Source organism: Pseudomonas sp. FG98 (assembly GCF_057808595.1).
On the sequence record NZ_JBMDIJ010000002.1, the window covers coordinates 107893 to 133202 of the forward strand.

The 25310-nt window shown below is 64.3% G+C and carries 17 protein-coding genes and 1 riboswitch; of the genes, 4 read left to right on the forward strand and 13 right to left on the reverse strand.

Annotation, left to right across the window (positions count from 1 at the left end):
- Positions 1–14: 14 nt before the first annotated feature.
- The 6 genes from ACODSK_RS02095 to feaR form a co-directional block, all read right to left on the reverse strand.
- Complete coding sequence (locus tag ACODSK_RS02095) at positions 15–890, reverse strand: LysR substrate-binding domain-containing protein (protein ID WP_489013515.1); 876 nt, start codon at positions 888–890, stop codon at positions 15–17.
- A gap of 76 nt (positions 891–966) precedes the next feature.
- Entirely contained in the window at positions 967–1407 is a 441-nt protein-coding gene (locus ACODSK_RS02100) for a lysozyme (protein WP_489013517.1), read from the reverse strand.
- Between the two features lie 109 nt (positions 1408–1516).
- Positions 1517–3535: a TonB-dependent receptor family protein gene (locus ACODSK_RS02105; RefSeq protein WP_489013519.1), complete on the reverse strand. Its 2019-nt coding sequence runs from the start codon at positions 3533–3535 to the stop codon at positions 1517–1519.
- 234 nt (positions 3536–3769) lie between these two features.
- A complete protein-coding gene (locus ACODSK_RS02110) occupies positions 3770–4630 on the reverse strand; it encodes a transporter (RefSeq protein WP_489013521.1) in 861 nt (286 codons plus the stop codon).
- An 89-nt stretch (positions 4631–4719) separates the two neighbouring features.
- Positions 4720–6837, reverse strand: a complete 2118-nt coding sequence (locus tag ACODSK_RS02115) for a PQQ-dependent dehydrogenase, methanol/ethanol family (RefSeq protein WP_489013523.1) — start codon at positions 6835–6837, stop codon at positions 4720–4722.
- Between the two features lie 168 nt (positions 6838–7005).
- Positions 7006–7938: a transcriptional regulator FeaR gene (gene feaR, locus ACODSK_RS02120; protein ID WP_489013525.1), complete on the reverse strand. Its 933-nt coding sequence runs from the start codon at positions 7936–7938 to the stop codon at positions 7006–7008.
- Between the two features lie 243 nt (positions 7939–8181).
- Between feaR and ACODSK_RS02125 the strand changes: the two genes are divergently transcribed.
- Positions 8182–10365, forward strand: a complete 2184-nt coding sequence (locus ACODSK_RS02125; protein WP_489013527.1) for a TonB-dependent siderophore receptor — start codon at positions 8182–8184, stop codon at positions 10363–10365.
- Between the two features lie 157 nt (positions 10366–10522).
- Positions 10523–12415: a sigma-54-dependent Fis family transcriptional regulator gene (locus ACODSK_RS02130; RefSeq protein ID WP_489013529.1), complete on the forward strand. Its 1893-nt coding sequence runs from the start codon at positions 10523–10525 to the stop codon at positions 12413–12415.
- Positions 12416–12729: 314 nt separating this feature from the next.
- On the opposite strand, the gene aldA is transcribed toward ACODSK_RS02130, so the two are convergent.
- Entirely contained in the window at positions 12730–14163 is a 1434-nt protein-coding gene (gene aldA / locus ACODSK_RS02135; protein WP_489013530.1) for an aldehyde dehydrogenase, read from the reverse strand.
- A 28-nt stretch (positions 14164–14191) separates the two neighbouring features.
- Positions 14192–16372, reverse strand: coding sequence for a PQQ-dependent dehydrogenase, methanol/ethanol family (locus ACODSK_RS02140; protein ID WP_489013531.1), 2181 nt, complete (start codon positions 16370–16372; stop codon positions 14192–14194).
- 267 nt (positions 16373–16639) lie between these two features.
- On the opposite strand from ACODSK_RS02140, the gene ACODSK_RS02145 reads away from it, so the two are divergent.
- Both ACODSK_RS02145 and ACODSK_RS02150 read left to right on the forward strand, forming a co-directional pair.
- A complete protein-coding gene (locus ACODSK_RS02145; protein WP_489013532.1) occupies positions 16640–16960 on the forward strand; it encodes a nucleotide pyrophosphohydrolase in 321 nt (106 codons plus the stop codon).
- Positions 16957–19170 carry a DNA/RNA helicase domain-containing protein gene (locus tag ACODSK_RS02150; protein ID WP_489013533.1) on the forward strand — a complete coding sequence of 738 codons (2214 nt, stop codon included), beginning with the start codon at positions 16957–16959 and terminating at the stop codon, positions 19168–19170. The genes ACODSK_RS02145 and ACODSK_RS02150 overlap by 4 nt, the downstream gene beginning before the upstream one ends.
- Before the next feature lie 185 nt (positions 19171–19355).
- On the opposite strand, the gene ACODSK_RS02155 is transcribed toward ACODSK_RS02150, so the two are convergent.
- From ACODSK_RS02155 to grxB, 5 genes are all read right to left on the reverse strand, one after another.
- A complete protein-coding gene (locus ACODSK_RS02155; protein ID WP_489013534.1) occupies positions 19356–20360 on the reverse strand; it encodes a FecCD family ABC transporter permease in 1005 nt (334 codons plus the stop codon).
- The gene (locus tag ACODSK_RS02160) at positions 20357–21325 is read right to left on the reverse strand and encodes an ABC transporter substrate-binding protein (protein ID WP_489013536.1); all 969 of its coding nucleotides are present in this window, start codon (positions 21323–21325) and stop codon (positions 20357–20359) included. Before ACODSK_RS02160 ends, ACODSK_RS02155 begins: the two co-directional genes overlap by 4 nt.
- Entirely contained in the window at positions 21322–22107 is a 786-nt protein-coding gene (locus ACODSK_RS02165) for an ABC transporter ATP-binding protein (protein WP_489013537.1), read from the reverse strand. Before ACODSK_RS02165 ends, ACODSK_RS02160 begins: the two co-directional genes overlap by 4 nt.
- A 47-nt stretch (positions 22108–22154) precedes the next feature.
- Entirely contained in the window at positions 22155–24293 is a 2139-nt protein-coding gene (locus ACODSK_RS02170) for a TonB-dependent receptor (RefSeq protein WP_489013538.1), read from the reverse strand.
- Positions 24294–24400: 107 nt separating this feature from the next.
- A riboswitch (cobalamin riboswitch) is annotated at positions 24401–24607 on the reverse strand.
- 70 nt (positions 24608–24677) lie between these two features.
- Complete coding sequence (grxB, locus tag ACODSK_RS02175) at positions 24678–25310, reverse strand: glutaredoxin 2 (protein ID WP_489013540.1); 633 nt, start codon at positions 25308–25310, stop codon at positions 24678–24680.

Sequence of the window (25310 nt, forward strand, 5' to 3'; positions counted from 1 at the left end):
GCAATGCGCATTCTTCACTCCTGATCCAACAACCCCGCCAACACCCCGCCCAATGCCTTCACCATCGGCTGCGCCGTCGGCCGGTGCAGTACCACGATCTCGTAGCTGTCCACCGTCGGCAGCCCGTCCTGCTCACCCAATACCCGATGATCAGCAGTCACCGCCCGCGGCGGCAGCAGGCTGATGCCCATGCCGTCCGCCACCGCTGCCTGGATCCCGCTGAGGCTGGAACTGGTAAAGGCTATCCGCCAACGTCGGCCCAGCCCTTCCACGGCGCTGATGATCTCGTCGCGGTACAGGCCACGCGGGGGGAAGGTCACCAGCGGGATCGGGTCCAGGGCCAGGGCCGGATTGTTGGTGCTGTCGATCCAGGCCAGTTCCTCCGCCCAGCTCGCCACTCCTTCGCGGCCATTGCGTCGCTGTTTCAGCAGGACCAGGTCCAGTTCGCCGTTGTCGTAGCTCTGCGCGATATCCCGGCACAGGCCGCTGGTGACCTCCAGCTTGACCTCGGGGTGCTTGCGGTTGAAGGCGGACAAGGCGTTGGTGGTGCGGCCACCGACGAAGTCTTCCGGCACGCCAAGACGCACGGTGACGCCTACGGTAGCGCCAGCAAGGGCCTCCAGCATCTGGTCGTTCAGCGCCAGCATATGGCGGGCGTAGCCGAGCAGGGTCTGGCCGGCATCGGTGGGCAGCACCTCGCGGTTGCCGCGTTCGAGCAGGCGGTGGCCGACCATGTCTTCCAGGCGACGAACCTTCTGGCTGATGGTGGATTGCGTGGAGTGCAAGCGCGAGGCGGCAGTGGTGAAACTGCCGCAGTCGGCGACCACGACGATGGCCCGCAGCAGGTCGAGGTCGAAGAGGGTTCTAGTGGATTTTGGAATGAGAGACATGGGGGTATTCAAGGATTGAATGACCCTGGGGTTTTAGCACGCCGTCAAGCGGGGAACAACGTGCCAATCTCGTGCCTCAGACGACCGCCGTGCCCTGCAGGAACAGATGGCGCTCCATTTCCCGCCGCTTGACCATCTGGATATCCGGGCGCCCACGCACCTGTATCCATTTGGAAAACTCCGCCGCCGCCCGCTCGAACTCACCCGCGTTGACGTGGCGGATCAGGATCGAACTGCGAATGCGCGCCAGCCCGTAGTCGAAGATCAGCAGCAACAGCGCGTCCCATTGCCCTTGGCTCACGGGGCGCTCCAGCATGCTGGCCAGATGGGTTTCGTAGCGAGCGATCTCGTATTCGAGTTTCGCCTCGGCCTCGGCCTGGGTGATCTCCATGCCCTCCTGCACATCGCCATAGTGGGCAAAGCCGATAAACCAGAGGCCAGCGGGATCCTGGCGGGCCTTGAGGGTCAGTCCGTTACGGCGTTTCATCAGGTCCAGGCCTGTCGGGGACAGTCGCATATGCCAGCTCCTTGCAGAAAAGTGAGAGACAAACTTGCCCAAGACTACTTCAGTCGCCACCCGGCGTGATAGCACTAAGCCGCTACTTAACGCCGCACTTGAGGGTGCTTCAGAAACGCACCTTCACCCCGACATAACCGGTCCGCCCCGGTGCCGGCTCGTAATAGCGCCCGCCACTGTCATTGATCCGCAGGTTGTCGTAGTAACGGCGGTCGGTGAGGTTATCCAGCCCGGCATAGGGTTCGATGTTTTCCGCCCAGCCCTTGAGCTGGATACCGGCGCGCAGGTTGAGCACGGCGTAACCGGCGACCCGCGCGGTGTTGCCGCTGTCGGCGTACTGGCGGTCGTACACCGAGGTGTTGATGCGTGCGTACCAGTTGTCGCGGCTGTAGGAGACTTCGCCAAACAGGCTTTGCACCGGGATACCGGGCAGGCGCTTGCCGTCGGCATTTTCGAAACTGCGGTAGCTGTAGTCGTTGAGGCTGTAGGCGCTGCTGACCTGCCAGTGTTCGTCGGGCTGCCAGCGGGCGCTGAGCTCCAGGCCGTCGCGGCGGGTGGAGCCGGCATTACGGTAGAAGGTACGGCCATCGACGTAAGGCACCAGTTCGTCGCGGGTGTCGATGCGGTAGAGCACGGCTTCGTAGCGCCACTGGGCGGTTTCGCCCTTGAAGCCGATTTCCTGGTTGAGCGCCTCTGCCGGCTCCAGGCTGCTGTTGAAGCCGCCGCCGTTGGGATTAGCCAGTTCACTGACGGTCGGTGTCTCGAAGGACGTAGCGACACGCGCATAGATCGTGTGGGAAGGATCCAGGCGATAGCTGAGGCCGGCGCTGTAGTTGAGATCGCGCAGGTTGCGCTTGCCGGAGTCATCGCCGTCACGCAGGTAGCGGTCATCGACACTCAGGCGCACGGTGTCGTGGCGCAGGCCGAGGCTGAGCAGCCAGTTCTCGCCGAGCTCGGTCTGGTTTTCCACGAACAGGCCAAGGCTGCGGGCCTCTTCGCGCTGGCGCGAGGTCAGCGCGCCCTTCTCGCCACCGACGATGTTGTTGTTGCGATCGCGGTCGTCGCGCAGGGATTCGAGATCACCGCCGAAGGTGAGCTTGTGCTTGAGGCCGAACCAGTCGGCGACATGGGTGTAGTTGGCGCCAACACCGGCGAACAGGCGTTCGTAACTGGTCTGGCCGTTGGCTGCGAGCGGCAGGCGATTCTCGAAGTCGCGTTGACCGATGTAGCTGCGGATCTGGTAGGAGTCCTCCCCCACTGGCTGGCCATCCCAGACCAGCGACAGGCGCTGTTGCCTGATGCGCTCGTCGGAATCGAAGCTCAGGCTTTGCGGACGCGCCTGATTGCGATCCGCACGCACTTGGCCAAGGGTCAGTCCACCCGGGTCCTCCGAACGGTTGTCGAGCGCGTGCAGGGTCAGCGCCAGGCGACCGGTGTCGCCCCACCAGCGCAGCTTGCCGGTGAGGTTGTTGGCCTCGCTGGTGGCGTGCTGGCGATAGCCCTCGGACTGGGTCGAGCTGACGGCCATCAGCGCGCCGAAATTGCCCTCGGTGCCGCTGGCCTCGACGCTCTGCCGACGGAAGCCGTAGCTGCCGGCACTGATATCGGCGGAGACGCCGGGATGGTCGCCCGGCTCGCGGGTTTCGATCGCCAGTACCCCGCCGGCGCCGTTGCCGTAGAGAACTGCCGCCGGGCCGCGCAGGACTTCCATGCGCTCGACCAGGCCCAGGTCGAAGCCGTCCAGTTCGGTCTGGCCATCGGGCATGGTCAGCGGCACGCCATCCACCAGCACACGAATGCCACGCACCCCGAAGCTGGAACGTGAACCGAAACCACGGATCGCCGGACGCAGTCCCTGGGCAGCGTTGTAGCGGCTCTGCACCACCACCCCCGGGACCGTGGACAGCAGGTTGCCGAGGGTCAGCGCCTGTTCGCCGCGGCTGTCGTTGGCATCGACCACGCTGGCGGAGAGTGCGGCCTGGGCCCACTCATCACCGCTGCGGGTGGCGCTGACGATCACGGGGTCGATTTCCGCAGGGCTGTCGGCGAGGGCGGCAGTGGAGGTCAGCAACAGGGCGCCAAGGGCTGCGCGGCGGTGGGCGGCGCGTTGCCGCTGGCTGTTTGGCATGAGTCGTTCCGTCAAGTGGTGCCAGGGGAGAGGCTGGCTGAGTGGACCATAAACAAGCGGGTGGGCATAGGACTATCAGGCTTGGGGCCGGGGTTTGCGGTACTTGGGGCGGGGGTCGAAAGTAGGAGTGGCAGGGGATTAGGGGACCGCTTTGCGGTCCTTTCGCGGGCAAGCCACGCTCCTACATGTGATTACGTTGTTTCTGTAGGAGCGTGGCTTGCCCGCGATAGGCACTCAATAGAAATACGCCAGCCTGAACTGCAGCGAGTTGTCGATCTTCACCCCCTCGCGCACCGAAGTGTCGTGCATCACCTGCCCCATCACCTGCAGTTGCTTGTTGACCATGGTCGCCACGGTGAAACCGACGGTGCCGTTGTCACGGCTGGTCGCCAGGGTCACCCCGTCGAGGGTTTCACGCCCGCCCCAGTTGTGCCGGTAGCTGATGGCCGCGTAGGTGTCCTGGGTGAAGTTGTAGCGCAGGTGGTTGTGCAGTTGCAGCAACGTGTCCTTCTTGGCGTCGGTCGAGCGCTGGTCCTGGTAGAACTCGGCCTCGGCGATGACATCCCAGGTGATGCGGTCGGTCAGGCCCTTGATGTAGCCAACCTGGAAGTCCACCGCCCAGCGGTTGTTGCTGAGGGCAAAGCCCTCGTTCTTGTCGCTGCCGGTGGGCGCGGTGAAGAACACCGACCAGCCCAGGTGCTCGTTGCGTTCGAGGTCGCCGATGGTCCACAGGGTGCCGCCGAAGGTGATGTCGCCAAGGCCGGAGTTCTTGGTATGGCTGGCGCCGATGTCCTGCTGGCCGAAGGGGATGACGATCTGCGGGTCCCAGGTGTAGCCGGTGCCGAAGAAGTCGGTGAAGTGGATCAGACGCAGGACGCCCACGGTCATGTCCAAGTCGAGGTCGTCGGCGACTTTCTTGCCGCCGGAGTAGACCTTGTCGCCCCGCGGATTCTGCTGGTACAGCACCACCACGTCGGTGCCCTTGGGCAGAGCGGTGTAGTCACCGGGGTCGGGCTTGACGTCGGCCTGGGCCAAGACGGAAACACCTGACAGAGCGAGGCCGGCCGCCAGGGCCGCAGCATTGATGGTCTTCATGGTGAACTCTCGTTGTTGTTTTTATTGGCGTGCAGAGCCCCGGACGGCCCCGTTTCCGGGGTCGCCTGGGTGATATGGAAAAGTCGGACTCAGTTGGCGGCGTGGGCCTTCAGATCGGCCTGAAGGTCATGGGTACGCTTGACCAGGTACTGACGGATCAGCTCCATGTCCTCCGGCTTGAGGATGTCGGAGAAGTTGGGCATACCGCGGTAGATCAGCGCGCCGCTGACAAAGGCCGGGAAGGCTTCGTGCTTCGCCTTGGTCAGGTAGCGCAAGTCGGGGACTACACCGCCTGCGACGGCGTTCAGACCATGGCAACCGGCGCACAGGCCGTTGAACATGTTGCGCGCCTGGACCAGTTGCTCGGGGCTGGCGCTCAGCTTCAGCTCGACATTGGGGAACACCGGCGCCTGCTTCGGTGGCGGCAGTTCACCCTTGGCGCCCAGCTTGAAGGCGATGATCCGCGACTCGGATTGCACCTTGGCCTTGTTGGTCAGCGAGCCGGTCAGCAGCGGCAGAATCCCGCCCCAGCCTACGGAAAAGGCCACGTACTGGTCCTTGCCCACGGTGTAGGTGATCGGCCCGGCCATTACCCCTGAGTTGGCCCGGTGCTCCCAGAGCTTCTCGCCCTTGTCGGCGCTGTAGGCCACCACCCGGCCGTCTGCGGTGCCCTGGAACACCAGGTTGCCGGCGGTGCTCAAGGTGCCGCCGTTGCCGGCACTGGCGTATTCCTGTTTCCAGGCCGGGGCCTGCTTGACCGGGTCCCAGGCGATCAGCTCGCCGGTCCAGGCATCGCGGATCTGCTTGAAGGTCTTCGGATCTTCCGGCAGGTCCGGTACGTCCAGGCCGAAGTTGAGCACCGATTTGTTCGGGAAGAACATCGGCTCCTTCGCCGCCTTCAGCTCGGCCAGGGTGTGCTGGGCCGGGATGTAGACGTAGCCGGTCTTCGGGCTGTAGGACATCGGGTGCCAGTTGTGACCACCGAGGAAGCTTGGCTGTACGACCTTGGGTTCCTTCGAGTAGTCCGCGGCGCCGGTCAGCACCGGACGCCCGGTTTTCAGGTCGATCTCGCTGGCCCAGTTCACCGGCACGTAATTCTTCGCCGACAGCAGCTTGCCGTTGGTGCGGTCGAGCACGTAGAAGAAGCCGTTCTTCGGTGCCTGCATCAACACCTTGCGCACCTGGCCGTCGACCTTGATGTCGGCGAGGATCATGTGCTGGGTCGCGGTGTAGTCCCAGCGGTCCTGCGGGGTGACCTGGTAGTGCCAGACGTACTCGCCGGTGTCCGGGCGCAGGGCCAGGATCGACGAGACGAACAGGTTGTCGCCCTTGCCCTGGCTGCGGAACTGGTAGTTCCACGGCGAACCGTTGCCGGTGCCGATGTACAGCAGGTCCAGCTCCGGGTCGTAGGCCATGGAGTCCCAGGCGGTGCCGCCGCCGCCCCACTTGACCCAGCCGTCGCCGGTCCAGGTCTTCAGGGCCATGGCCATGGCCGGGTTTTCCGGCGGCAGTTTCGGATCGCCCGGCACGGTGTAGAAGCGCCAGGCTTCCTTGCCGGTCTCGGCGTCGTAGGCGGTGACATAGCCACGCACGCCGAACTCGGCGCCGCCGTTGCCGATCAGCACCTTGCCCTTGACGATGCGCGGGGCGCCGGTGATCGAGTAGCTCTTGCTGCGGTCGATCACCGTATCCACCGACCACACCGGCTTGCCGGTAGCCGCATCGAGGGCGATCAGCCGGCCGTCGAAACTGCCGACGTAGACCTTGCCGTTCCACACCGCCACGCCGCGGTTGACCGGGCCGCAGCAGCCCTGGCTGAGGTTCTCCGGTGGCACGTCGGGGTCGTATTTCCACAGCAGTTCGCCGGTGGCGGCATTCATCGCGTAGACGATGCTGAAGGCGCCGGTGGTGTACATCACCCCGTCGACCACGATGGGCGTGGCTTCGGTGCCGCTGTCGATGTCCAGGCGGGTGGTCCAGGCCATGCCGAGCTGGCTGACGTTCTTGTCGTTCACCGCGTCCAGCGGGCTGTAGCGCTGCTCGTCGTAGGTACGCCCGTGGCTCATCCAGTTGCCGGGATCGAGGTTGGCGTTGGTCAGGCGTTTGGCGTCGACCTGGGCAGGTGCGGCAGGCGGATTGTCGGCGGCGGTGGCAGGCAGGGTCGACAGCAGCAAGGGCAACCCTGCCAGCAGAAAGAGGCTTTTCATGTGTTTCGGACTCCAGCGACACATTTATTGTTGTTATGCGCCCGCGGGACAGGCTCCCCCGCGGGTCACGCAATAGCAGGATTGGCGCTACGTAGGGGTATTAGAAGTTTTGCCGGAGGGCGGCGCTTGACTGTCACCGCCAATGCAGTTGGCATTTTTTGCCAGTACTCAGGGCTGGAAGGCGTGGGCCCGGTAGTCGCGCGGGGAAACCTCGAACTGGCGCTTGAATGCCCGGCTGAAATGGGCGACGTCGACAAAGCCCCACTTGAAGGCGATCTGGGTGATCGACTGGCTGCGCAGGGTATGGCAGCACAGGTCATGAGCCACCTTGCTCAGGCGGGTGCGCAGGATGTAGCGCGAGACGCTCTCGCCATGTTCTTCGAACAAGCGGTAGAGGCTGCGCACCGAGGTGTGCAACTGATCCGCCAGGTAGGCAGGACCGAGATCGACATCCTGCAGCGACTCATCCACCAGGCGCAGCGCGGTGGCGAACAGGCTGTTGCTTTCCAGCAGATGCCCCTCGCCCTGCACCTGCCCGGACATCGCCGGCAGCACCAGGGACACCAGCGCATTCTGGATCGCCTGGCCGTCATCGCCATTGGCCGCGCCATCGCCGAGCATGCCGATCGACTGCACCAGCGAACGCACCATGCAGCTCGACACGTTGTTGCGCGGCAGCTTGCCGAACAGGTTATCGCCCTTGAACTGGCGGGTGACGATGTCGCGGGAGAGGTGCACGGAGATGTTCTCGACCAAGCCCAGCGGCTCGATCTCGAACAGCCGCGCCGAGTCCACCAGGGCGATGTCCTCCGGGCCCAGCTCGACTTCCATGCCCGCCTGGCGAATGCGCTGGCGGCCGCTGCGCTGATAGATGAGGAAGCAATGACTGTCGTCGCTGTCGACACCGATCAGTTCGCGACTGATCAGGCGGGCATTGGTGCGGATATGGGCGGTGTCCAGGGCGCCGATGGTCTGGCTGTGGATCTCGCCGATGAAATGACGGGTGAGGCTGGACGGCAAGGTACTGAAGTTGCCGCAGATGCTGCGCAGCGACTGACACCAGCGCTCGAATCCGACCTGCTCGCTCGATGACAGGAACATGGCGTCCTCCGGTTTTATTATTTTATTAACATATTATCTAGTTTCGAGGAGATCAAGCTCAGTTGCGATACCAATTCCAGACTACAACATAAATTAAAGTATCAAAACACACTATCTGCAGGTAATCACCGGACACCCAATCATTCTTTCGGATGCATGAGCGCTTTTCTGGATAGAAAAACCCTGACACACTATTTGCTAATAATTCTCATAAGCACTTTGTTTAGCAATCAGGAGTCAGGCATGTCGTCCCCCGCTCTACCTCGGTACCTCCGCCCGTCACTCAGCCTGCTGGCCGCCGCCGTGTGCATGGCCAGCATGAGCTCCGCCCTTGCCGATGATGGCGAGCAGGCCCAGCAGAAGAGCTCCCCTGCCCCGCTTGAACTGGGCGCCACGGAGATCACCAACTCGCAGCTGGGCAGCACCACCGAGGGCAGCGCGTCCTACACCACCGGCGCCATGTCCACCGCCACCAAGCTGCCGATGACCATGCGCGAGACGCCCCAGGCGGTCACCGTGATGACCCGTCAGCGCATGGACGACCAGGCGATGACCAGCATCAACGACGTGGTCAAGTACACCCCCGGCCTGTTCCTCAGCCAGTCCAGCGGACCCGGCCGGCAGACCTACACCTCCCGCGGCTTCGATATCGACAACCTGATGTACGACGGCATCCCCAGCACCTACCAGGGCTGGACCGTCGGCGCACAACCGAACCTGGCGATGTTCGACCGGGTCGAGATCGTCCGTGGCGCCACTGGCCTGGTCACTGGTGCCGGCAATCCGTCGGCGGCGATCAACCTGGTGCGCAAGCGCCCGCTGGCGGAACAGAAGGTCACCCTGACCGGTGCTGCCGGCAGCTGGGACGACTACCGCGGCGAGGTCGATGCCTCCAGCCCGCTCAACGCCAGTGGCACCCTGCGCGGCCGGGTGGTGACGTCCTACCGCGATAGCAACAGCTTCGTCGATGGTGGCGAGGAGACCCACGGCCTGTTCTACGCCATCACCGAGGCCGACCTGAGCGACGACACCACCCTGTCCCTGGGCTTCTCGCACCAGAAGGACAAGAACAACTATTTCTGGGGCGCCTCGATGGTCGGCCTCGACGGCCATCACCTGGACCTGCCGCGCTCGTACAACCCGGGCACCGACTGGGAAGACAAGGACCAGGAGATCAACACGGTATTCGCCGAGGTCCGCCAGCGCCTGGCCAACGACTGGAAACTCCAGGTCAACGCCACCTACACCGAACAGAACGCCCTGTTCTCCGGCTCCTACCAATCGCGCTGGGCCTCCGACCAGAGCCTGGCCCGCACCGTCTACCAGTCCGCCCATGACGAAGACCAGGCGGGCATCGACGGGTTCGTCAGCGGTCCCTTCGACGCCTTCGGCCGCACCCATGAACTGGTGGTCGGCGCCAGCAAGCGCATCTACGACATGACCACCCACAACTACAGCCCGTACGACACCAACTGGCCGCTCGATGCCGGCAAGCCGGACTTCGTGCACACCGGCAACAGCCGCACGGTGACCAACCAGGAAGGCGTGTACATGACCACCCGCCTGAGCCTGGCCGACCCGCTCAAGCTGATCCTCGGCAGCCGCCTGGACTGGTACGACTACGACGACAAGGACAGCAGCGAGGCGGACTACAAGGTGACCCGCAACGTCACCCGCTATACCGGCCTGATCTACGACCTGGACGACCACCACTCGGTCTATGTCAGCTTCAGCGACATCTTCAATCCACAGGCCTACAAGAACGCCTCCGGCAGCCCGCTCAAGCCGGTGGAAGGCAAGAACTACGAGGTCGGGATCAAGGGCGAGTACTTCGACGGCGCGCTCAACGCCAGCGTCGCGCTGTTCCGCGTCGACCAGGAAAACCGTGCGGTTTCGCTGACCGATGTGTCCGGCTGCGTCGACCCGACCAACTGCTACGCCGCCTCCGGCGAAGTGCGCAGCCAGGGTATCGACATGGAGCTGCAAGGCGCCCTGACCCGCAACTGGCAGGTCGGTGCCGGCTACACCTATGCCCGCACCCACTACGTCAAGGATGACGCCAACCCGCAGAACGAGAGCCAGCGCTTCACCACCGACAACCCCGAGCACCTGTTCAAGCTGTCCACGGTGTACCGCTTCGAAGGTCCGCTGGAAAAACTGCGGGTGGGTGGCAACGTCTACTGGCAGAGCCGCATGTACAACGACATTTCCACCGCCAGCGGCGGCTACCGTCTTGAACAAGGCGCCTATGCGGTCACCGATCTGATGGCTGGCTACCAACTGACCCGCAATCTTGACCTGCAGCTCAACGCCAACAATATCTTCGATCGCAAGTACTACTCGTCCATCTCCAACTCGGTGCTCTACGGTGGCGACACCTACGGCTCGCCACGCAACATGATGGTCACGGCCAAGTACAGCTTCTGACGCTGCAACTGCGCAGGGACGCGCATTCCTCCCTCCTCGCGACACCCCGGCCTTGGCGCCAGCCCTCCCCAGCGACTATCTTAGGTCGCGTACCGTGACCCCATAACAAGACCGCCGTGCCTGCCGTTGCGCAGTCGCACGCCACACGGAGCCGTTCATGACCCGGCATAGCGCGCAGCCCCAAGCCAGCGAACTGGCAGCCTTCGTCAACGAGCATTTTCCCGAGCGACGGATCCGTCCGGACGGGGTGATCGCCCAGTCCTGGTACCGCAGCGTCATGCAGCATCGTCTCGACCCTGCGACCACCGCCCGCCTGGATATCCTCTGCGCCGACGATATCCGCCAGCACCAGCAGCGCCATCAGGAGTACCTCGATATCGCCAGCCAGGGCGTCAGCGGCCTGGCCCGACGCGTGGTGCCGGCCGGCTTCGCGGTGCTGCTCAGCGATGCCCAGGGCATCACCCTCGACGCCCGCCTGCCCCCCACCCACACGCCGTACATCCGTTCGGGACTGGTGGTCGGCTCGCGCTGGGACGAGTCCATCGCCGGCACCAACGGCATCGGCACCACCCTCGCCGCCGCCGAGCCGCTGATCATCCACCGCGAAGAACACTTCCTCGACGCCAATGCCCGCCTGAGCTGTTCCGTGGCGCCGATCTTCGACGCCCAAGGCCTATTGCAGGGCTGCCTGAACGCCACCTGCCTGAACAGCGACGGCCCCAAGCAAAGCCAGTACCTGACCCTGCAACTGGTGATCCTCTATGCCCGCCTGATCGAGAACGCGCATTTCCGCCAGAGCTACCGCGACCGCCTGACCCTGTCGCTCAAGCCCATCGACGAAATCGCCGACCTGGCCAATGAACAACTGCTGGCCCTGGATGACAGTGGCCGGGTGATCGGTGCCAACCGCGCGGCCTTCGTCGCCCATGGGCAGCGCCTGCTGGGCAGCCTGATCGATCAGTGGCTGCCGATGGGTGTCGATGAATTGCTGCGCCTGACCAATGGCGGTGCCCGTGGCCTGCGCCTGCGCGCGCGGCAGGATGAAAGCCTGCTCGACCTGAGCCTGCGCATTCCCTCGGACCGGCATCGCGTGGCACCTGCGCCAGCCAAGGCACAGCCACCCCGTCACCCCGACCTGGAGCGCCTGGCCGGGGCCGACCCGGCGCTGCAACAGGCCGTGCGGCGCTTGCGCAAGGTGATCGACAAGGACATCGCCATTCTTATCACCGGCGAAACCGGCACCGGCAAGGAGGCGTTCGCCCGGGCCATCCACCAGGCCAGCGCGCGGCGCACCGGCCCCTTCGTCGCGCTCAATTGCGCGGCGATTCCGGAGAGCCTGATCGAGAGCGAACTGTTCGGCTATCGCGGCGGCAGCTTTACCGGCGCCGAGAAAAAAGGCCTGAAGGGCAAGCTGGAACTGGCCAATGGCGGCACGCTGTTCCTCGACGAGATCGGTGATATGCCGGCCCATCTGCAAACCCGGCTGCTGCGGGTGCTGGCCGAACGGGAGATTTCCCCGCTGGGGGCCCAGGCGCCGGTAGCCCTGGATATCCAGGTGATCTGCGCCACCCACCAGGACCTGCCGGGCATGCTGCGCGACAAGGGCTTTCGTGAAGACCTGTTCTATCGCCTCAACGGCATGAACCTGCGCCTGCCGCCGCTGCGCGAGCGCAGCGACCGCGAGCAACTGATCCAGCAACTGCTCGATGCCCAGGCCCAGGGCCTGCACCTCAGCGCCGAGGCCCGCCAATGCCTGCTCGATGCGCCCTGGCCGGGCAATATCCGCCAGTTGCTCAATGCCCTGCGCTATGCGGTGGCCCTGGCCGAAGATGGCTGTATCGATATGGATTGCCTGCCGGAGGAACTGCGCCACGGCATGCTTGCTCCCGCGCCTTCAGGCAGCGATTCGCAAGGCTCGGACCTGCAGTCAGTACTGCGCCGGCATCGGTGGAATATCAGTGCGGCAGCAGCCGAGCTGGGTGTGGCCCGCTCGACGCTGTATCGGCAGATGAAAAAGCAGGGGTTGGTGCAGCCGAATGACCGGCTTTGAGCCTGGCACGAACCTGCTGGCCTCATCGCTGCATAGGTATCTACACACCTCAATCTGGTGCAACACGGACCCTGTGGGAGCGGCTGTTAGCCGGGACGCCGGACCGCGCGATCGGCGGCGAAGCCGTCGTAAAACCTAAGTCCCAGATCTGTCTGACACACCGAGAACACAGGTTTTATGGCCGCTTTGCGGCCAATCGCGGCTAACAGCCGCTCCCACAGGTATGCGGCGACCTGTCGTTTTGTGGTTGATCTGAAATTGTGTAGATACCCATGCTCATCGCTGGCAAGCCAGCTCCCACAGGGTCCGTGTCGTCAGCCCTGGATGTACACCACATGACTATGGGTGTACTCGTACAACCCATGCTTGCCATCGGCCCCGCCGATCCCCGACTTGCGCGTCCCGGCATGAAAGCCCTGCATGGCTTCGAAGTTCTCGCGGTTGATGTAGGTCTCGCCGAAGTCCAGCGCCCGGGTGGCATGTAGCGCGGCGTTCAGGTCGCGGGTGTAGATCGATGAGGTCAGGCCGTATTCGCTGTCGTTGGCCAGGGCAATCGCCTCGTCCAGGTCATCGACGATCTGGATCGGCAGCACCGGGCCGAAGATCTCCTTGCGCATGATTTCCATATCCGCCCTGCACCCCGCCAGCACCGTCGGCTGGTAGTGGAAGCCCTGGCCAAGGTCGGCCACCGCGCCGCCGGTTATCACCTGCGCGCCCTCCCCGCTGGCGGTACGCACCATCCGCGCCACCTTGTCCAATGCTGCGCGGTTGATCAGCGGCCCCATGTCCAGCCCGGTCTCGGCCAGGGGATCACCATAACGGGTGGCGGCCATGGACGCGGCGATGCGCTCGATAAAGGCATCGGCCACCTTGCGCTCGACATACACCCGCTCGGCGCAGTTGCACACCTGCCCGGTGTTGATCACCCGCGAGGCGGTAATCGCCTTCACCGCCAGGTCGAGGTCGGCATCGGCGAGGACGATGGCCGGCGCCTTGCCGCCCAGTTCCAGGTTGAGCTTGGTGATGTTAGGCGCCGCCGCGGCCATGATCCGCGAACCGGTGTCGACGCTGCCGGTGAAGCTGATCAGGTCGATGCCCGGGTGGCTGGTCAGCGCGCTGCCGACCGTGGCCCCGGTGCCGCAGACCACGTTGAACACCCCGGCAGGCAGGTCGGTCTCGGCCACCAGGCGAGCGAATTCGAAGCAGTTGATCGGGGTTTCTTCACTGGGCTTGATCACGATGGTGTTGCCGGTCAGCAAGGCCGGCGCCATCTTCCGCGCGATGAGGAAGAACGGGAAGTTCCACGGCAGGATCCCGGCCACCACGCCAAGGGGTTTGCGCAGCAGGAAGATGCTTTCGCCAGGGCGATCGCTGCTCAGCACTTCGCCTTCCAGGCGCCGCGCCCACTCGGCCATGTAGTCGAGGTAATCGGCGGTGAAATTCACCTCGACCCGGGCCAGCTCCAGCACCTTGCCCTGTTCGGCGGTGATCACCCGCGCCAGGCGCTCGGCCTGTTCGCGCACCTTGCCGGCAATCGTGCGCAGATAGCCGGCACGCTCGATGGCCGGCCGGGCGGCCCAGGCTTTCTGCGCCTGGCGCGCGGCGGCGATGGCCTGCTCGACCTGGTCGCTACTGCCTTCGGGTACGCGCCCGAGCAACTCGCCGTTGGCCGGGTTATGCACCTCGATATGCTGCTCGCCGGCAACGAAGGCATTGCCGATGTAGTTCTGGTAGGTGGTGACACTCATTTGTTCTCTCTCCATGTCGGTCGCTGGCTTATTGCTTGGCACTGAACTGTTTCCACGCCTCGCCCTCGTCCTGCAGGTCGTGGGCGCGCTTGATCAGGTACTGGTGAATCTGATCGACCTGCTCGGGGGTGAAGGCATCGGCGAAGGACGGCATGCCATCGGGCACGCGACCGCCGAACAGAATGCCGAGGAACATCTGGTGTTTTTCCGCCGTCAGCTTGCGCAGGTCGGGCAGCACGCCACCGCTGACCGCATGGATGCCGTGGCACTGCGAGCAGTAGCCGTCATACAGCTTGGCGCCGGCTTCGATGGCAGCGGTGTCGGTGCTCAGGGGTGGTGGCTTGGGGGTGTCGGGACGCGGTGCCGGCTCTTGCAGCTTGGCGGTGCCGCCGATCTTGTAGGTCAGCACCTGGGAGAACGGCTGCACCCCGGCACGCAGCGACAGCGCCCCGGCGAAGGTGGAAAACGCCCCGCCCCAGCCGGCCATGAAGGTCACGTACTGCTCGCCATCGACGCTGTAGCTGATCGGTGCGGCCATCACTCCGCTGGCGGCCGGTTGCTCCCAGAGTTTTTTGCCCGTGTCGGCGGCATAGGCGATGACCCGGCCATCGGCACTGCCTTCGAACACCAGGTTGCCGGCGGTGCTCAAGGTGCCGCCGTTGAAGATGGTCACGTAGGGCACTTCCCAGGCCGGCTGCTGCTTGACCGGGTCCCAGGCGATGAGCTTGCCGGACCAGCCCTTGGCCATTTCCAGGAGTCCGTCGACGTTCTCCGGCATCATCCCGGTGCGCAGGCCCAGCTGGTACATGCTCTTGAACGGGTTGCGCTTGGGCGCCTCGGGAATGTGCTCGTAGTAGGCCGACATGATATGGGCCGGGATATACACCAGGCCGGTATTGGGGTTGTACGACATGGGTTGCCAGTCGTGGGCGCCCCAGAATGCCGGGGTCACCAGCTTGCGCTTGCCGTCCTTCCAGTAGGCGGCCCCTTCGTCGTCGAAGATCGGCCGCCCGGTCTTCATGTCCATGCCCTTGGTCCAGCTTTGCGGGACGATGCCCTTGGCTGACAGCAGCTCACCGGTGGCCCGGTCGATGACGTAGAAGAAGCCGTTCTTCGGCGCCTGCATCAGTACCTTGCGCGGTTTGCCGTCGATGGGCAGCTCGGCGAGGATCATGTGCTGGGTCGCGGTGTAGTCCCAGGCGTCGCCGGGGGTGGTCTGGTAGTGCCAGACGTACTCGCCGGTATCGGCATTGACCGCGACGATGGAGGACAGGAACAGGTTGTCGCCCTTGGCCTGGCTGCGCCATTTCGGGTCCCACATCGAGCCGTTGCCGACGCCGATGTACAGCAGGTTCAGCTCCGGGTCGAAGGCGAACGAGTCCCAGGCCGTACCGCCACCGCCCTGCTCGACGAAGGCATCGCCGTGCCAGGTCTTGGCGGCGATCTCCATGCCCTTGCCTTCCGGCGGCAGCTTGGGATCGCCCGGCACGGTGTAGAAGCGCCAGGCCTGCTTGCCGGTCTCGGCGTCGTAGGCGGTGACATAGCCACGCACGCCGAACTCGGCGCCGCCATTGCCGATCACCACCTTGCCGTTGACCACCCGTGGCGCACCGGTGATGGTGTAGCTGCGCTTGTGGTCGGCGCGGGTATCCACCGACCAGGCGCGCTGGCCGGTCTTGGCGTCGATGGCTTCCAGGCGACCGTCGAGCACGCCGACATAGACCTTGCCCTTCCACACCGCCACCCCGCGGTTGACCGCATCGCAGCAGGCCTCGCCGGCGCGGTTGCGGTCCGATTGCGGATCGTATTTCCAGATCAGCTTGCCGTTGCGCGCGTCCAGCGCGTAGACCACGGAGAACGGCCCGGTGGTGTACATCACCCCGTCCACCACGATCGGCGTGGCTTCCACGCCGCGGTCGAGGTCGAGCTTGTAGCTCCAGGCCAGGCCGAGCTGGCCGACGTTCTGGTCGCTGATCTGCTTGAGCGGGCTGTAGCGCTGTTCGTCGTAGGTACGCCCGGTGCTCATCCAGTTGCCGGGCTCCTTGTCGGCGGCGATCAGGCGCTGGCTGTCGACGTTCGCCGGCGTCTCCAGCGCCAGGGCGGGCGTGGCGGCCAGGCTCAACAGCAACGCCGCGGCCAGGGATTTGAGGGGAATACCGGCAAGGGTGGAACGGACGCCGGACGGCGAGGCATGGCCAATCTGTGTCATGGGAGTTGTCCTGTTCTTATTAGTGGCGCGGTGTTTTCGCTGCGCAACCGGGACAGAGCAACGGCTATGCCAGTGGTCTCGAACAGGGCCGGGACCCCCGGTTTACGCGGGGTCGGGAGGAATGACGGGATGGCTGCAGCGAGTGGTAGGCGCTACAGGTGTAGCGTTCGACGCAACAGTGCAGCGCAACAGCTGTGTTGCCCGAAACTTGTTTCACCTGATGACGTAGGCAATCATTGCCGCATTTCCCTTGCGGCGTGACTGACCATGGAAGAAGCACTCAAACAACTGCGGGCGTTTCGCGACGCCCGTGACTGGAAGAAATTCCACAACCCCAAGGACCTGGCGCTGGCCTTGAGCATCGAGTCGAGCGAATTGCTCGAAGTCTTCCTGTGGAAATCCGCTGATGAAGCCGATGTGGGCAAGGTCAGGGAAGAGCTGGCGGACGTGCTTGCCTACGCCCTGCTGCTGGCCGACAGCTACGGCCTCGACCCGCAGCAGATCGTCCTCGACAAGATCAAGCTCAACGACAGCAAGTACCCGGTGGACAAGGCCAAGGGCAGCGCGCGGAAGTACACGGAGCTATGAGCGACAAGCCTCTGGTCGACGTGCAGCGCTACACCTTCTCGCGCCAGGCGCTGGAGCAGGATATCCGCGGCAACCGCTACGCGGCGGACGCCTGGCCGCTGGTGTATATCCTCAGCGACGAAGCGCGAAAGCAGGCCTATATCGGCGAGACGGCCGACACCCTAACGCGCATGAGCGCCCACCTGAAGCATGGTGACAAGCACCTGCTGCGCTCCGTGCACCTGATCAGCAGCGAGCGCTTCAACAAGTCGGCAACCCTGGATATCGAATCCTCGCTGATCAAGTACATCGCTGCCGATGGCAAGTTCTCCTTGCTCAACAGCAACCTCGGCCTGGTGGATCACAACTACTACCAGCGCAACGAGCTGTACGCGCAGATCTTCAAGGAAACCTGGAACAGGCTGCATGGCGAAGGGCTGGTGCAGCACTCCCTGGAGTCGCTCGACAACTCGGACCTGTTCAAGTACTCGCCTTACAAATCCCTGTCCTCCGACCAACGCCAGGGACTGCTGGGCATTCTCCATGCGCTGCTGGATGAGCGCACCACTACCCTGATCGTCCAGGGTGGCGCGGGGACCGGCAAATCGGTGCTGGCGATCTACCTGTTCAAGCTGCTGCACTCGGATATCGACGAGATGAGCTTCCACGACTTCGATGTCGAAGAAGCCGAGTTGCGCGAGTTGCTCAAGGGTATCAAGCGGCGCTACGGCCAACCGAAGATGGCGCTGGTCGTGCCCATGGGCTCGTTCCGCAAGACCTTGCAGAAAGCCTTCCGGAATATCGTCGGCCTGTCGCCCGACATGGTCATCGGCCCTGCCGACCTTGCCAGGCAACGCTACGATATCGTCCTGGTCGACGAGGCCCATCGCCTGCGCAAACGCAGCAACCTCGGCCCCTACTTCAAGGTGTTCGACAACACCAGCAAGGCGCTCGGCTTCGATCAGCACAGCTGCAGCGAAGTGGACTGGGTGTGCCGGCAGGCGGGCAAGGCGGTGTTCTTCTACGACACCAGCCAGTCGATCAAACCGTCGGATGCCAATGCCGAGGACTTTTCCCGGCTCAAGGCCCTGGCCACGACACAGGTACAGACACTGCTGTCGCAGTTCCGCGTGCGTGCGGGCAATCCCTATGTAAATTTCCTCGATGAGCTGCTCAACGTCCGACGCAGCGGCAAGCCGAAGTTCTCGCCGAAAAACTACGAGCTGGTACTGTTCGACTCGATCAGCGACATGGTCCGGGTCACCCAGGAAAGAAACCGGCAATTCGGCCTGTCACGCATGATTGCCGGTTATTCATGGCCGTGGATTTCGCAGAAGAACAAGGATGCGTTCGACATCGAGATCGAAGACCAGAAGCTGCGCTGGAACAGCACCAACAGCGACTGGATCAACGCCAGGAACTCCGAGCTGGAGGTCGGCTGCATCCACACCACGCAGGGCTACGACCTGAACTACGCAGCGATCATCTTTGGCAACGAGATCGGCTACGACAAGGCGCGCGGCGAAATCACCATCGATGCGCGCCGCTATTTCGACCGCAACGGCAAGAACGGCATCAAGCAGCCCGGCGAACTCAAGCAGTACATCCTCAATATCTACAAGACCATCATGCTCCGGGGTATCCGCGGGACCTTCGTCTACGCCTGCAACCCGGAGCTGCGCGACTACCTGGCCGAGCATCTGCCTGCGCATCGCCCGCTGCCGCCGGTTCGTGAACCGTTGAAGCTCGTGCCCTATGTGAATTCAGTGCCGCTGTACGACCTGCGAGCGGCGGCAGGTGGCTTCAGTGAAGCCCAGAACGCCGAGCAAACAAGCTGGATCGCCGTGGAGGCGCCTGTCCCGCTGGACAGCACCTGCTTCGCCTGCGAAGTGCACGGGGAGTCGATGAACAGCATCATTCCCGACGGAGCGATCTGCCTGTTCCGCGTCGAGCGCGGCGGCAGTCGCAACGGCAAGATCGTCCTGGTGGAGCTGTGGGATGACGCGGACGGTGCGCATTACACGGTCAAGGAATATCGCAGTGTCAAAGTGGAAGACGAGCACGGCTGGCACCATGAAAAGATCCAGTTGCTGCCACGCTCGTCCGACAGCAGCTTCGAACCGATCGAGTTGAAGGAAGACTTGCTGTCCCGGTACAAGGTGGTTGGGGAGTTTGTCAGGGTCCTGACGGCGTCTCCCCAGGGCCAAAGGTCACTACACACTTCGGATTGAGGCTTGGCACCCTGTGGGAGTCCGCCCAGCCTTTCAGGCTGCGCCGTCGCGCAGAGAACAGGTCTAAGAGCGGCGCGGACCCTGTGGGAGCGGGTTTACCCGCGATGGCGTAGGTGATGCCACCATCGTAATCGCGGCGGTCCGGCGTTCCGGTAAACCCGCTCCCACAGGGATCGCTCCGACGTTCAGCGCCTCAACAACAGAATAAAGAACACCCCACCCAGCGCTGCCGTGGCGATGCCGATCGGCAAATCCTGCGGCGCGATCAAGGTACGCGCGGCCACATCCACCCAGACCAGGAAGATCGCCCCAAGCAGCGCGCTGACCGGAATCAGCCGACGGTTTTCCGCGCCCACCAGCGCCCGGGCGATATGCGGGACGATCAGGCCGACAAAGCCGATGGCGCCACTGAGCGAGACCAGCACGCCGGTCAGCAACGAGGTGCAGACAAACACCTGCAAGCGCAGGCGCTTGCCATTGAAGCCGAGGCTGACCGCCGTCTGCTCGCCACTCATCAGCGCGTTCAGTCCACGCCCGAGGATGCGCAGGACAAACAGCCCCGCCAGCACGCACAGCGCCGGCAACCAGATCACCTCCCAGCGCGCCGCGCCCAGGCCGCCCAGCATCCAGAACACCACCGACGTCGCCGCATGCTGGTCGCCGGTGTACAGCAGCAGGTTGACCAGGGCCATCAGCACGAACGACACGGCCACCCCCGCCAGCAACAAGCGATCGCTGTCCATGCGTCCGCTGCGTCGGGCCACGGCGATGACCAGCAGCATGCCCCCCGCCGCGCCGGCGAAGGCCGCCAGTGGCAAGCTGAACACGCCGATGAACTCGCCCAGGTAGAGGATTACCAGCACCGCGCCCAGGGCCGCTCCGGAGCTGACCCCGAGCAGGTGCGGATCGGCCAGCGGGTTGCGCGTCACCGCCTGCAACGCGGTGCCGACCATGGCAAGGCCGGCGCCGACCAGCGCGCCGAGGATCACCCGTGGCGCACGGATCACCCAGACGATCTGCGCCTGGCTGCGGGTCCACCCGCCACCGAGGTCCATCCCCAGTTGCTGGCCGACGATGCCCGCCACATGGGCCAAGGGCACCGACGCAGGACCAAAGGCCAGGGCGCTCAGGCACGACACCAGCAGCACCAGGATCAGCGCCGCGATCAGCCAGCGATAGGTGCCGGTCATGGATCAACGCCTGACAGCAGATCGGGGTACCAACCGCGGGCGAGGGTTTCGACAGCCTGCGCATTTTCCACCGACGGCGTCACCTGCAAGTACGAGAGCACGATGAAGCGCTGCTCACGAATGGCGCGGACGTCTTTCAACGCCGGCTGCTGAAGGAGGAAATCGCGCTTCTGCTGCCAGCTACGCGGACCATAGTCGACGATGACGATCACTTCAGGATCGCGCTCGACCACGCTCTCCCAGTTGACATGGGTCCAGCTGGCGGACACATCGTCCATCACGTTGCGCCCGCCCGCCGCCTCGATCAACGCCTGGGGCATGCCCAGGCGGCCCGAGGTCATGGGACGGTCTTCGCCACTGTCATAGAGGAACACCCGCGGATGCTGCTGCACTCGGGCGACGGCGTGGCTGACGGCACCGACCCGAGCGCGCATCTGCGCGACCAGCGTCTGTGCCTGCGCCTCGACCGAGAAAATCCGCCCCAGATTTTCCAGGTCACGGTAGACGTCCTCCAGGCTGGCGCGCTGTTGCGGCATCACCCAGGAGCAGGACTCGCTCAGTTCGTACACCGGGATATCGAACGGCGCGAGGGTGGCCGGCGTCACCGGGCCGCCGACCTGCATGCCGTAGTTCCAGCCGGCGAAGAACAGCTGGGTATCGGCCGCCAGCAGCGTTTCCAGCGACGGGTACTGGCTGGCCAGTTGCGGCACGCCCTCCAGGGCCTGGTCGATCCAGGCGTCGCGGTGCTTGCTGCGGGTGAAGCCGGTGTAGCCGATGATTTGCTGGCGCAGGCCGAGGTGCAGGAGCATGGCGGTCATGTTCACGTCGTGCACCACGACCCGCTGCGGGGCCTGGGTGAAGGTGACGTCGCGCTCGCAACTGCGCACGTGCACCGGGTAGTCGCTGGCCATGGCGGGCAGCGCGAGGACGATCGACAGCAGGCCGATCAGGTAGCGAAAGCTCATGGGTGGGTAATCCAGGTGATGCGCGGATAGGGATGCAGCGGGTGCGGGTCGACCAGGGCATCGACGCCGAAAACCTGCTTGAGCAAGGCCGGGGTCAAGACCTGCTGTGGCGTGCCGGCGGCGACGATGCGCCCGCCATCGATCACGTACAGCCGGTCACAGAAAGCGGCGGCCAGATTCAGGTCGTGGAAGCTGGCTACCACGCTGAGGTCGAGGCCACGCAGATGCTGGAGCAGCTCCAGTTGATAGCGCGGGTCGAGGTGGTTGGTCGGTTCGTCGAGGATCAGCAGCTCGGGCGCCTGCACCAGCGCCCGCGCCAGCAGTACCCGTTGTTTCTCGCCGCCGGACAGGGTGGCGAAGGTCTGGGTATCTTGCGCTGCCAGCCCGACCCGGCCGAGTACCTGGCTGACCTGCTGCTGGTCCTCGGCGGTGTCGCCGTCGAACAGTCCCTTGTGCGGCGCCAGGCCCATGGCGACCACATCGCGCACGCTCAGGCCGAACTCGTCGGGAAACTCCTGGAGCACCACGGCGATACGCTGCGCGCACCAGCGCGCCGGGCGCTGCCAGAGATCATCGGCGCCGAGCAGGACGCGCCCTGCGCTCGGTTCGGTGAAGCGATAGGCGCAGCGCAGCAGGCTGCTCTTGCCGCTGCCATTGGGGCCGATCAGCCCGACGAACTCGCCCTGCTCCACTTGCAGGTCAATGTCCTGCAACAGCGGCCGTGGCGCTTGCCCGCGTTGTCGAAGGGTCCAGTCCAGCGCTTCGATGTTCAGGCTTGTCATGCGGTACACCTTGAGCAGGCACCGGCCAGGGGGCCGGTGCGACAGGGTCAGAAGCTGTAGTCGGCGGTGACGAAGAACGAACGCGGTTCGCCCAGGTACCACTGCCGGCCATTGTTGCTGGTGGTGGTAGCGTACTGACGGTCGAACAGGTTGTTCAATTGCAGGCCGAGGGTCAGGTCCTTCTGCACGTGCCAGTCGAAGTTGGCGTCGACCACGGTGTAGCCCGCCACCTCGACGGTGTTGGCGTTGTCGCCGTAGCGGCTGTCGACATAGCGCGCACCGGCACCGGCACTGAAGCGCTGGTCGAAGTCCTTGCTCAGCCACAGATTGGCGGAACGGCGCGGTACGTTGGTCGGGCGGTTGCCGGAGTAGTCGTTGCTGCCACTGGCGAACTCGTCGAACTCTGCCCGCACCCAGGCCGCGTTGGCCGACAACTGTACGTCGTAGGGCAGGCGCAGTTCCAGGGTGGCCTCGATACCGTCCGAGCTCTGCTGGCCAATTTGCTGCTGCACGGTCGGGTTGGCCGGATCGGTGCTGAGCAGCTTCTTCTTGACGATGTGGTAGGCCGCCAGGGTCCATTCCCCGCGTCCCTCGGGGAGCATCTGCTTGATGCCGACTTCGGTCTGCCTGGCCGTGCTCAGGTCCCATTGTTGCTGGGCGGGATTGAGGGTCAGCAGGTTGCTCACGCCTTCGGTGCTGGTGGCGTGCTGACCGTAGAGCGACAGGTCCTCGGTGACGGCGAGCACCAGGCCTGCGCGCCAGTTGTCGCCGGACAGGCTGCGATCGGTGCGGGTGTCGTTGTCCAGGTTGTCGCGGTCCAGATGCACCTGGTCGCGGCGCACGCCGGTGATCAGCGACAGGCGCTCGCTGAGCTGGGTGCGGTTTTCCGCGAACAGCGAGAACTGCCGGGCCTGGTTGGCCTCGCGGGAACGGTACGGGTCGTCGCTGATGTACTCGCCGCCACCGGAGCCGGCCAGCGGCACGGTATCGCTCAGGGTATTGCCGAAGTCATGCTTGCGCACGAAGCGGATCGAGTTGTAGTCGGTGCCGACCACGGTCTGGCTGTCCAGGCCGAACAGAGAGTGCTGCAGGGTGAACGTCTGGCGATCGCCGATCTGCTCCTGGGTCTGCTTGATGCTGATGAAGTCGCTGCGCTCGACCAGGTCGCCCGGCTGCCAGGTGTAGGTTTCGGCATTGCGCCAGCGGCGCTGGACCTTGAGGAAGTACAGCTGGTTGCTGGCGCTGAGGTTGTCGTTGATCTGCCAATCGGTGACCAGACGCGTGGACTGGTCGTTGTAGCGCACTTCGGCGTTGTCGACGTTGTAGTTGTGGTCGCGCAGCGATTCGCGGAAATGCCCGTTCACCAACGGCGTGCCGAAGTAGCGTTGCGGGTCCTGGTCGCCGTAGTCATGGCTGAGGGTGAAAGCCAGGTCGTCGTTGGCCTGCCAATGCAGCGAGCCGCTGATGGCCAGGCTTTGCGAGTCGCCACGGTCGACCCAGCCATTGCTGGCCAGCTTGTTCAGGTTGAGGCGGTAGCTCAGGGTGTCGGTCAGCGAGCCGCCGCTGTCCAGGGCCATCTGCCGACGGTCGTCGGAGCCATAGCCGAAACGCACATGGTTGCGGATCTCGCCCTCGAACGGCTTCTTCGGCACCACGTTGATCACCGCGCCGGTGGCGCCTTCGCCATACAGCACCGACGCCGGGCCGCGCAGCACATCGATGCGCTCGACCGACCAGGTGTCCACCGGGAAGGTCACCGTGCCGGCGCCGACGTACAGGCGGGTGCCGTCGTACAGCTGCATGGTCGAGCTGTGCCCGGTGAAACCGCGGGCCGACAGCGCTGTGCCGCCGTTGCCGGGGGAGCCGATGAAGGTGATGCCGGGGGAGCGGGTGACGGCGTCCTGCACCGTGGCGTTGTTGCGTTTGAGGATCTGCTCCGAGCCGATGCTGGTGACGCTGGCGGGCGTCTCCAGCGGCGTCAGGTTCAGGCGCGAGCCGCTGGTGCTCGGGGTGTGCAGATCTGGCTGCGGACTTTGCTCGGCGACGTCGGTGATGTCCGTCGCAGGCAGCGCCAGTGGTTTGTCGGCCTCGGCGGCCTGAGCGGAGATGGAAAGGAAAACACAGGGCACCAGGCTTGCACGCAGCAGCGTGCCTGGCGAACAACTGAACAACGAATTACGGGACATGTCGTTCCACTTGAAGCAGGAATGGAAGAAGCCCGGAGGGAAAAACGCACAGGAGATTGCAGGCGCACGCGCCTACCAAAACCGGCCTGCGCCCGCCCACCGCGGGTTGCCTATCGATGCTTCAGGCCGGTCTCCGGGCTCGCGAGGGTCGTGAAGCGTTCGCCTTCCCATGACAAGTCACAGTGGCGTTTTGAACGCTTCGCTCGCATACCGTTGCGGGGGCAGCGCCGGACTGATCATCACGCGATGACGAACCGGCTTCCCGTTTCACCCCATGCACGGCGGCAGGGGGCACCTGAAACAGGCGCGCAGATGACCATCAAAGTGCCGCTACGTCAAGCAGAGATCGGCCCGGGAGCGCGCAGTCTCCCGTTGAAAACAGCCTCAGGACTGCTGCGAAAACAGCATCGGCACCCCACACCGTGCGCCGATTCGCTGCATGTAATCCAGCACAGCAGGCGGGAACTCGAGTCCTCTGGTAATCGACAATGACCGCAACACCGGCCACAAGGTGATGTCGTTGATGCCCAGGGCCGTGCGTTGATCCAGCAACGGCGCCAGCTCTTGCAGTCGCTGGTTGACCTCGACCAGCAGCTCCGGGGTGGCCTCGCGCAAGGCTTGAAGATCGCCGAAGGCCTGCTCCTCGCGCAAGCGATAGGCCTCCCGCGCCTGGGCCGTGGCAAGCTCGGCAAAGTCGCCGTTGACGAAACGTGGAATGAACAGCTTGAGCGCAGACGCCCATACCTGCTTCACCCAGGTATCGAGCGATTCGTCGCGAGGCGCCGTAAGCACCGACGGAACGAAAGAGTCGACATAACGAACGATGTCCAGGCTCTCCCCCATATGCGTACCGTCCTCCCGTTGGAGGATCGGCACGGCCTTTTTGCCGATAAGACTTAGCGGCGTTTCGGCGTCGCCCTCCATGATGACCTCAAGGTCGACGAGCATTGCCTTGAGCCCGAAGATCATTCGCGCACGGGTGCAGAACGGGCAGTGCTCGTAGATGTACAGCTTCAT

Bases quoted from the DNA above. Each gene is read 5' to 3' on its own strand.
- ACODSK_RS02095 (WP_489013515.1), bottom strand. From the start codon at position 890: ATGTCTCTCATTCCAAAATCCACTAGAACCCTCTTCGACCTCGACCTG.
- ACODSK_RS02100 (WP_489013517.1), bottom strand. From the start codon at position 1,407: ATGCGACTGTCCCCGACAGGCCTGGACCTGATGAAACGCCGTAACGGA.
- ACODSK_RS02105 (WP_489013519.1), bottom strand. From the start codon at position 3,535: ATGCCAAACAGCCAGCGGCAACGCGCCGCCCACCGCCGCGCAGCCCTT.
- ACODSK_RS02110 (WP_489013521.1), bottom strand. From the start codon at position 4,630: ATGAAGACCATCAATGCTGCGGCCCTGGCGGCCGGCCTCGCTCTGTCA.
- ACODSK_RS02115 (WP_489013523.1), bottom strand. From the start codon at position 6,837: ATGAAAAGCCTCTTTCTGCTGGCAGGGTTGCCCTTGCTGCTGTCGACC.
- feaR (WP_489013525.1), bottom strand. From the start codon at position 7,938: ATGTTCCTGTCATCGAGCGAGCAGGTCGGATTCGAGCGCTGGTGTCAG.
- ACODSK_RS02125 (WP_489013527.1), top strand. From the start codon at position 8,182: ATGTCGTCCCCCGCTCTACCTCGGTACCTCCGCCCGTCACTCAGCCTG.
- ACODSK_RS02130 (WP_489013529.1), top strand. From the start codon at position 10,523: ATGACCCGGCATAGCGCGCAGCCCCAAGCCAGCGAACTGGCAGCCTTC.
- aldA (WP_489013530.1), bottom strand. From the start codon at position 14,163: ATGAGTGTCACCACCTACCAGAACTACATCGGCAATGCCTTCGTTGCC.
- ACODSK_RS02140 (WP_489013531.1), bottom strand. From the start codon at position 16,372: ATGACACAGATTGGCCATGCCTCGCCGTCCGGCGTCCGTTCCACCCTT.
- ACODSK_RS02145 (WP_489013532.1), top strand. From the start codon at position 16,640: ATGGAAGAAGCACTCAAACAACTGCGGGCGTTTCGCGACGCCCGTGAC.
- ACODSK_RS02150 (WP_489013533.1), top strand. From the start codon at position 16,957: ATGAGCGACAAGCCTCTGGTCGACGTGCAGCGCTACACCTTCTCGCGC.
- ACODSK_RS02155 (WP_489013534.1), bottom strand. From the start codon at position 20,360: ATGACCGGCACCTATCGCTGGCTGATCGCGGCGCTGATCCTGGTGCTG.
- ACODSK_RS02160 (WP_489013536.1), bottom strand. From the start codon at position 21,325: ATGAGCTTTCGCTACCTGATCGGCCTGCTGTCGATCGTCCTCGCGCTG.
- ACODSK_RS02165 (WP_489013537.1), bottom strand. From the start codon at position 22,107: ATGACAAGCCTGAACATCGAAGCGCTGGACTGGACCCTTCGACAACGC.
- ACODSK_RS02170 (WP_489013538.1), bottom strand. From the start codon at position 24,293: ATGTCCCGTAATTCGTTGTTCAGTTGTTCGCCAGGCACGCTGCTGCGT.
- grxB (WP_489013540.1), bottom strand. From the start codon at position 25,310: ATGAAGCTGTACATCTACGAGCACTGCCCGTTCTGCACCCGTGCGCGA.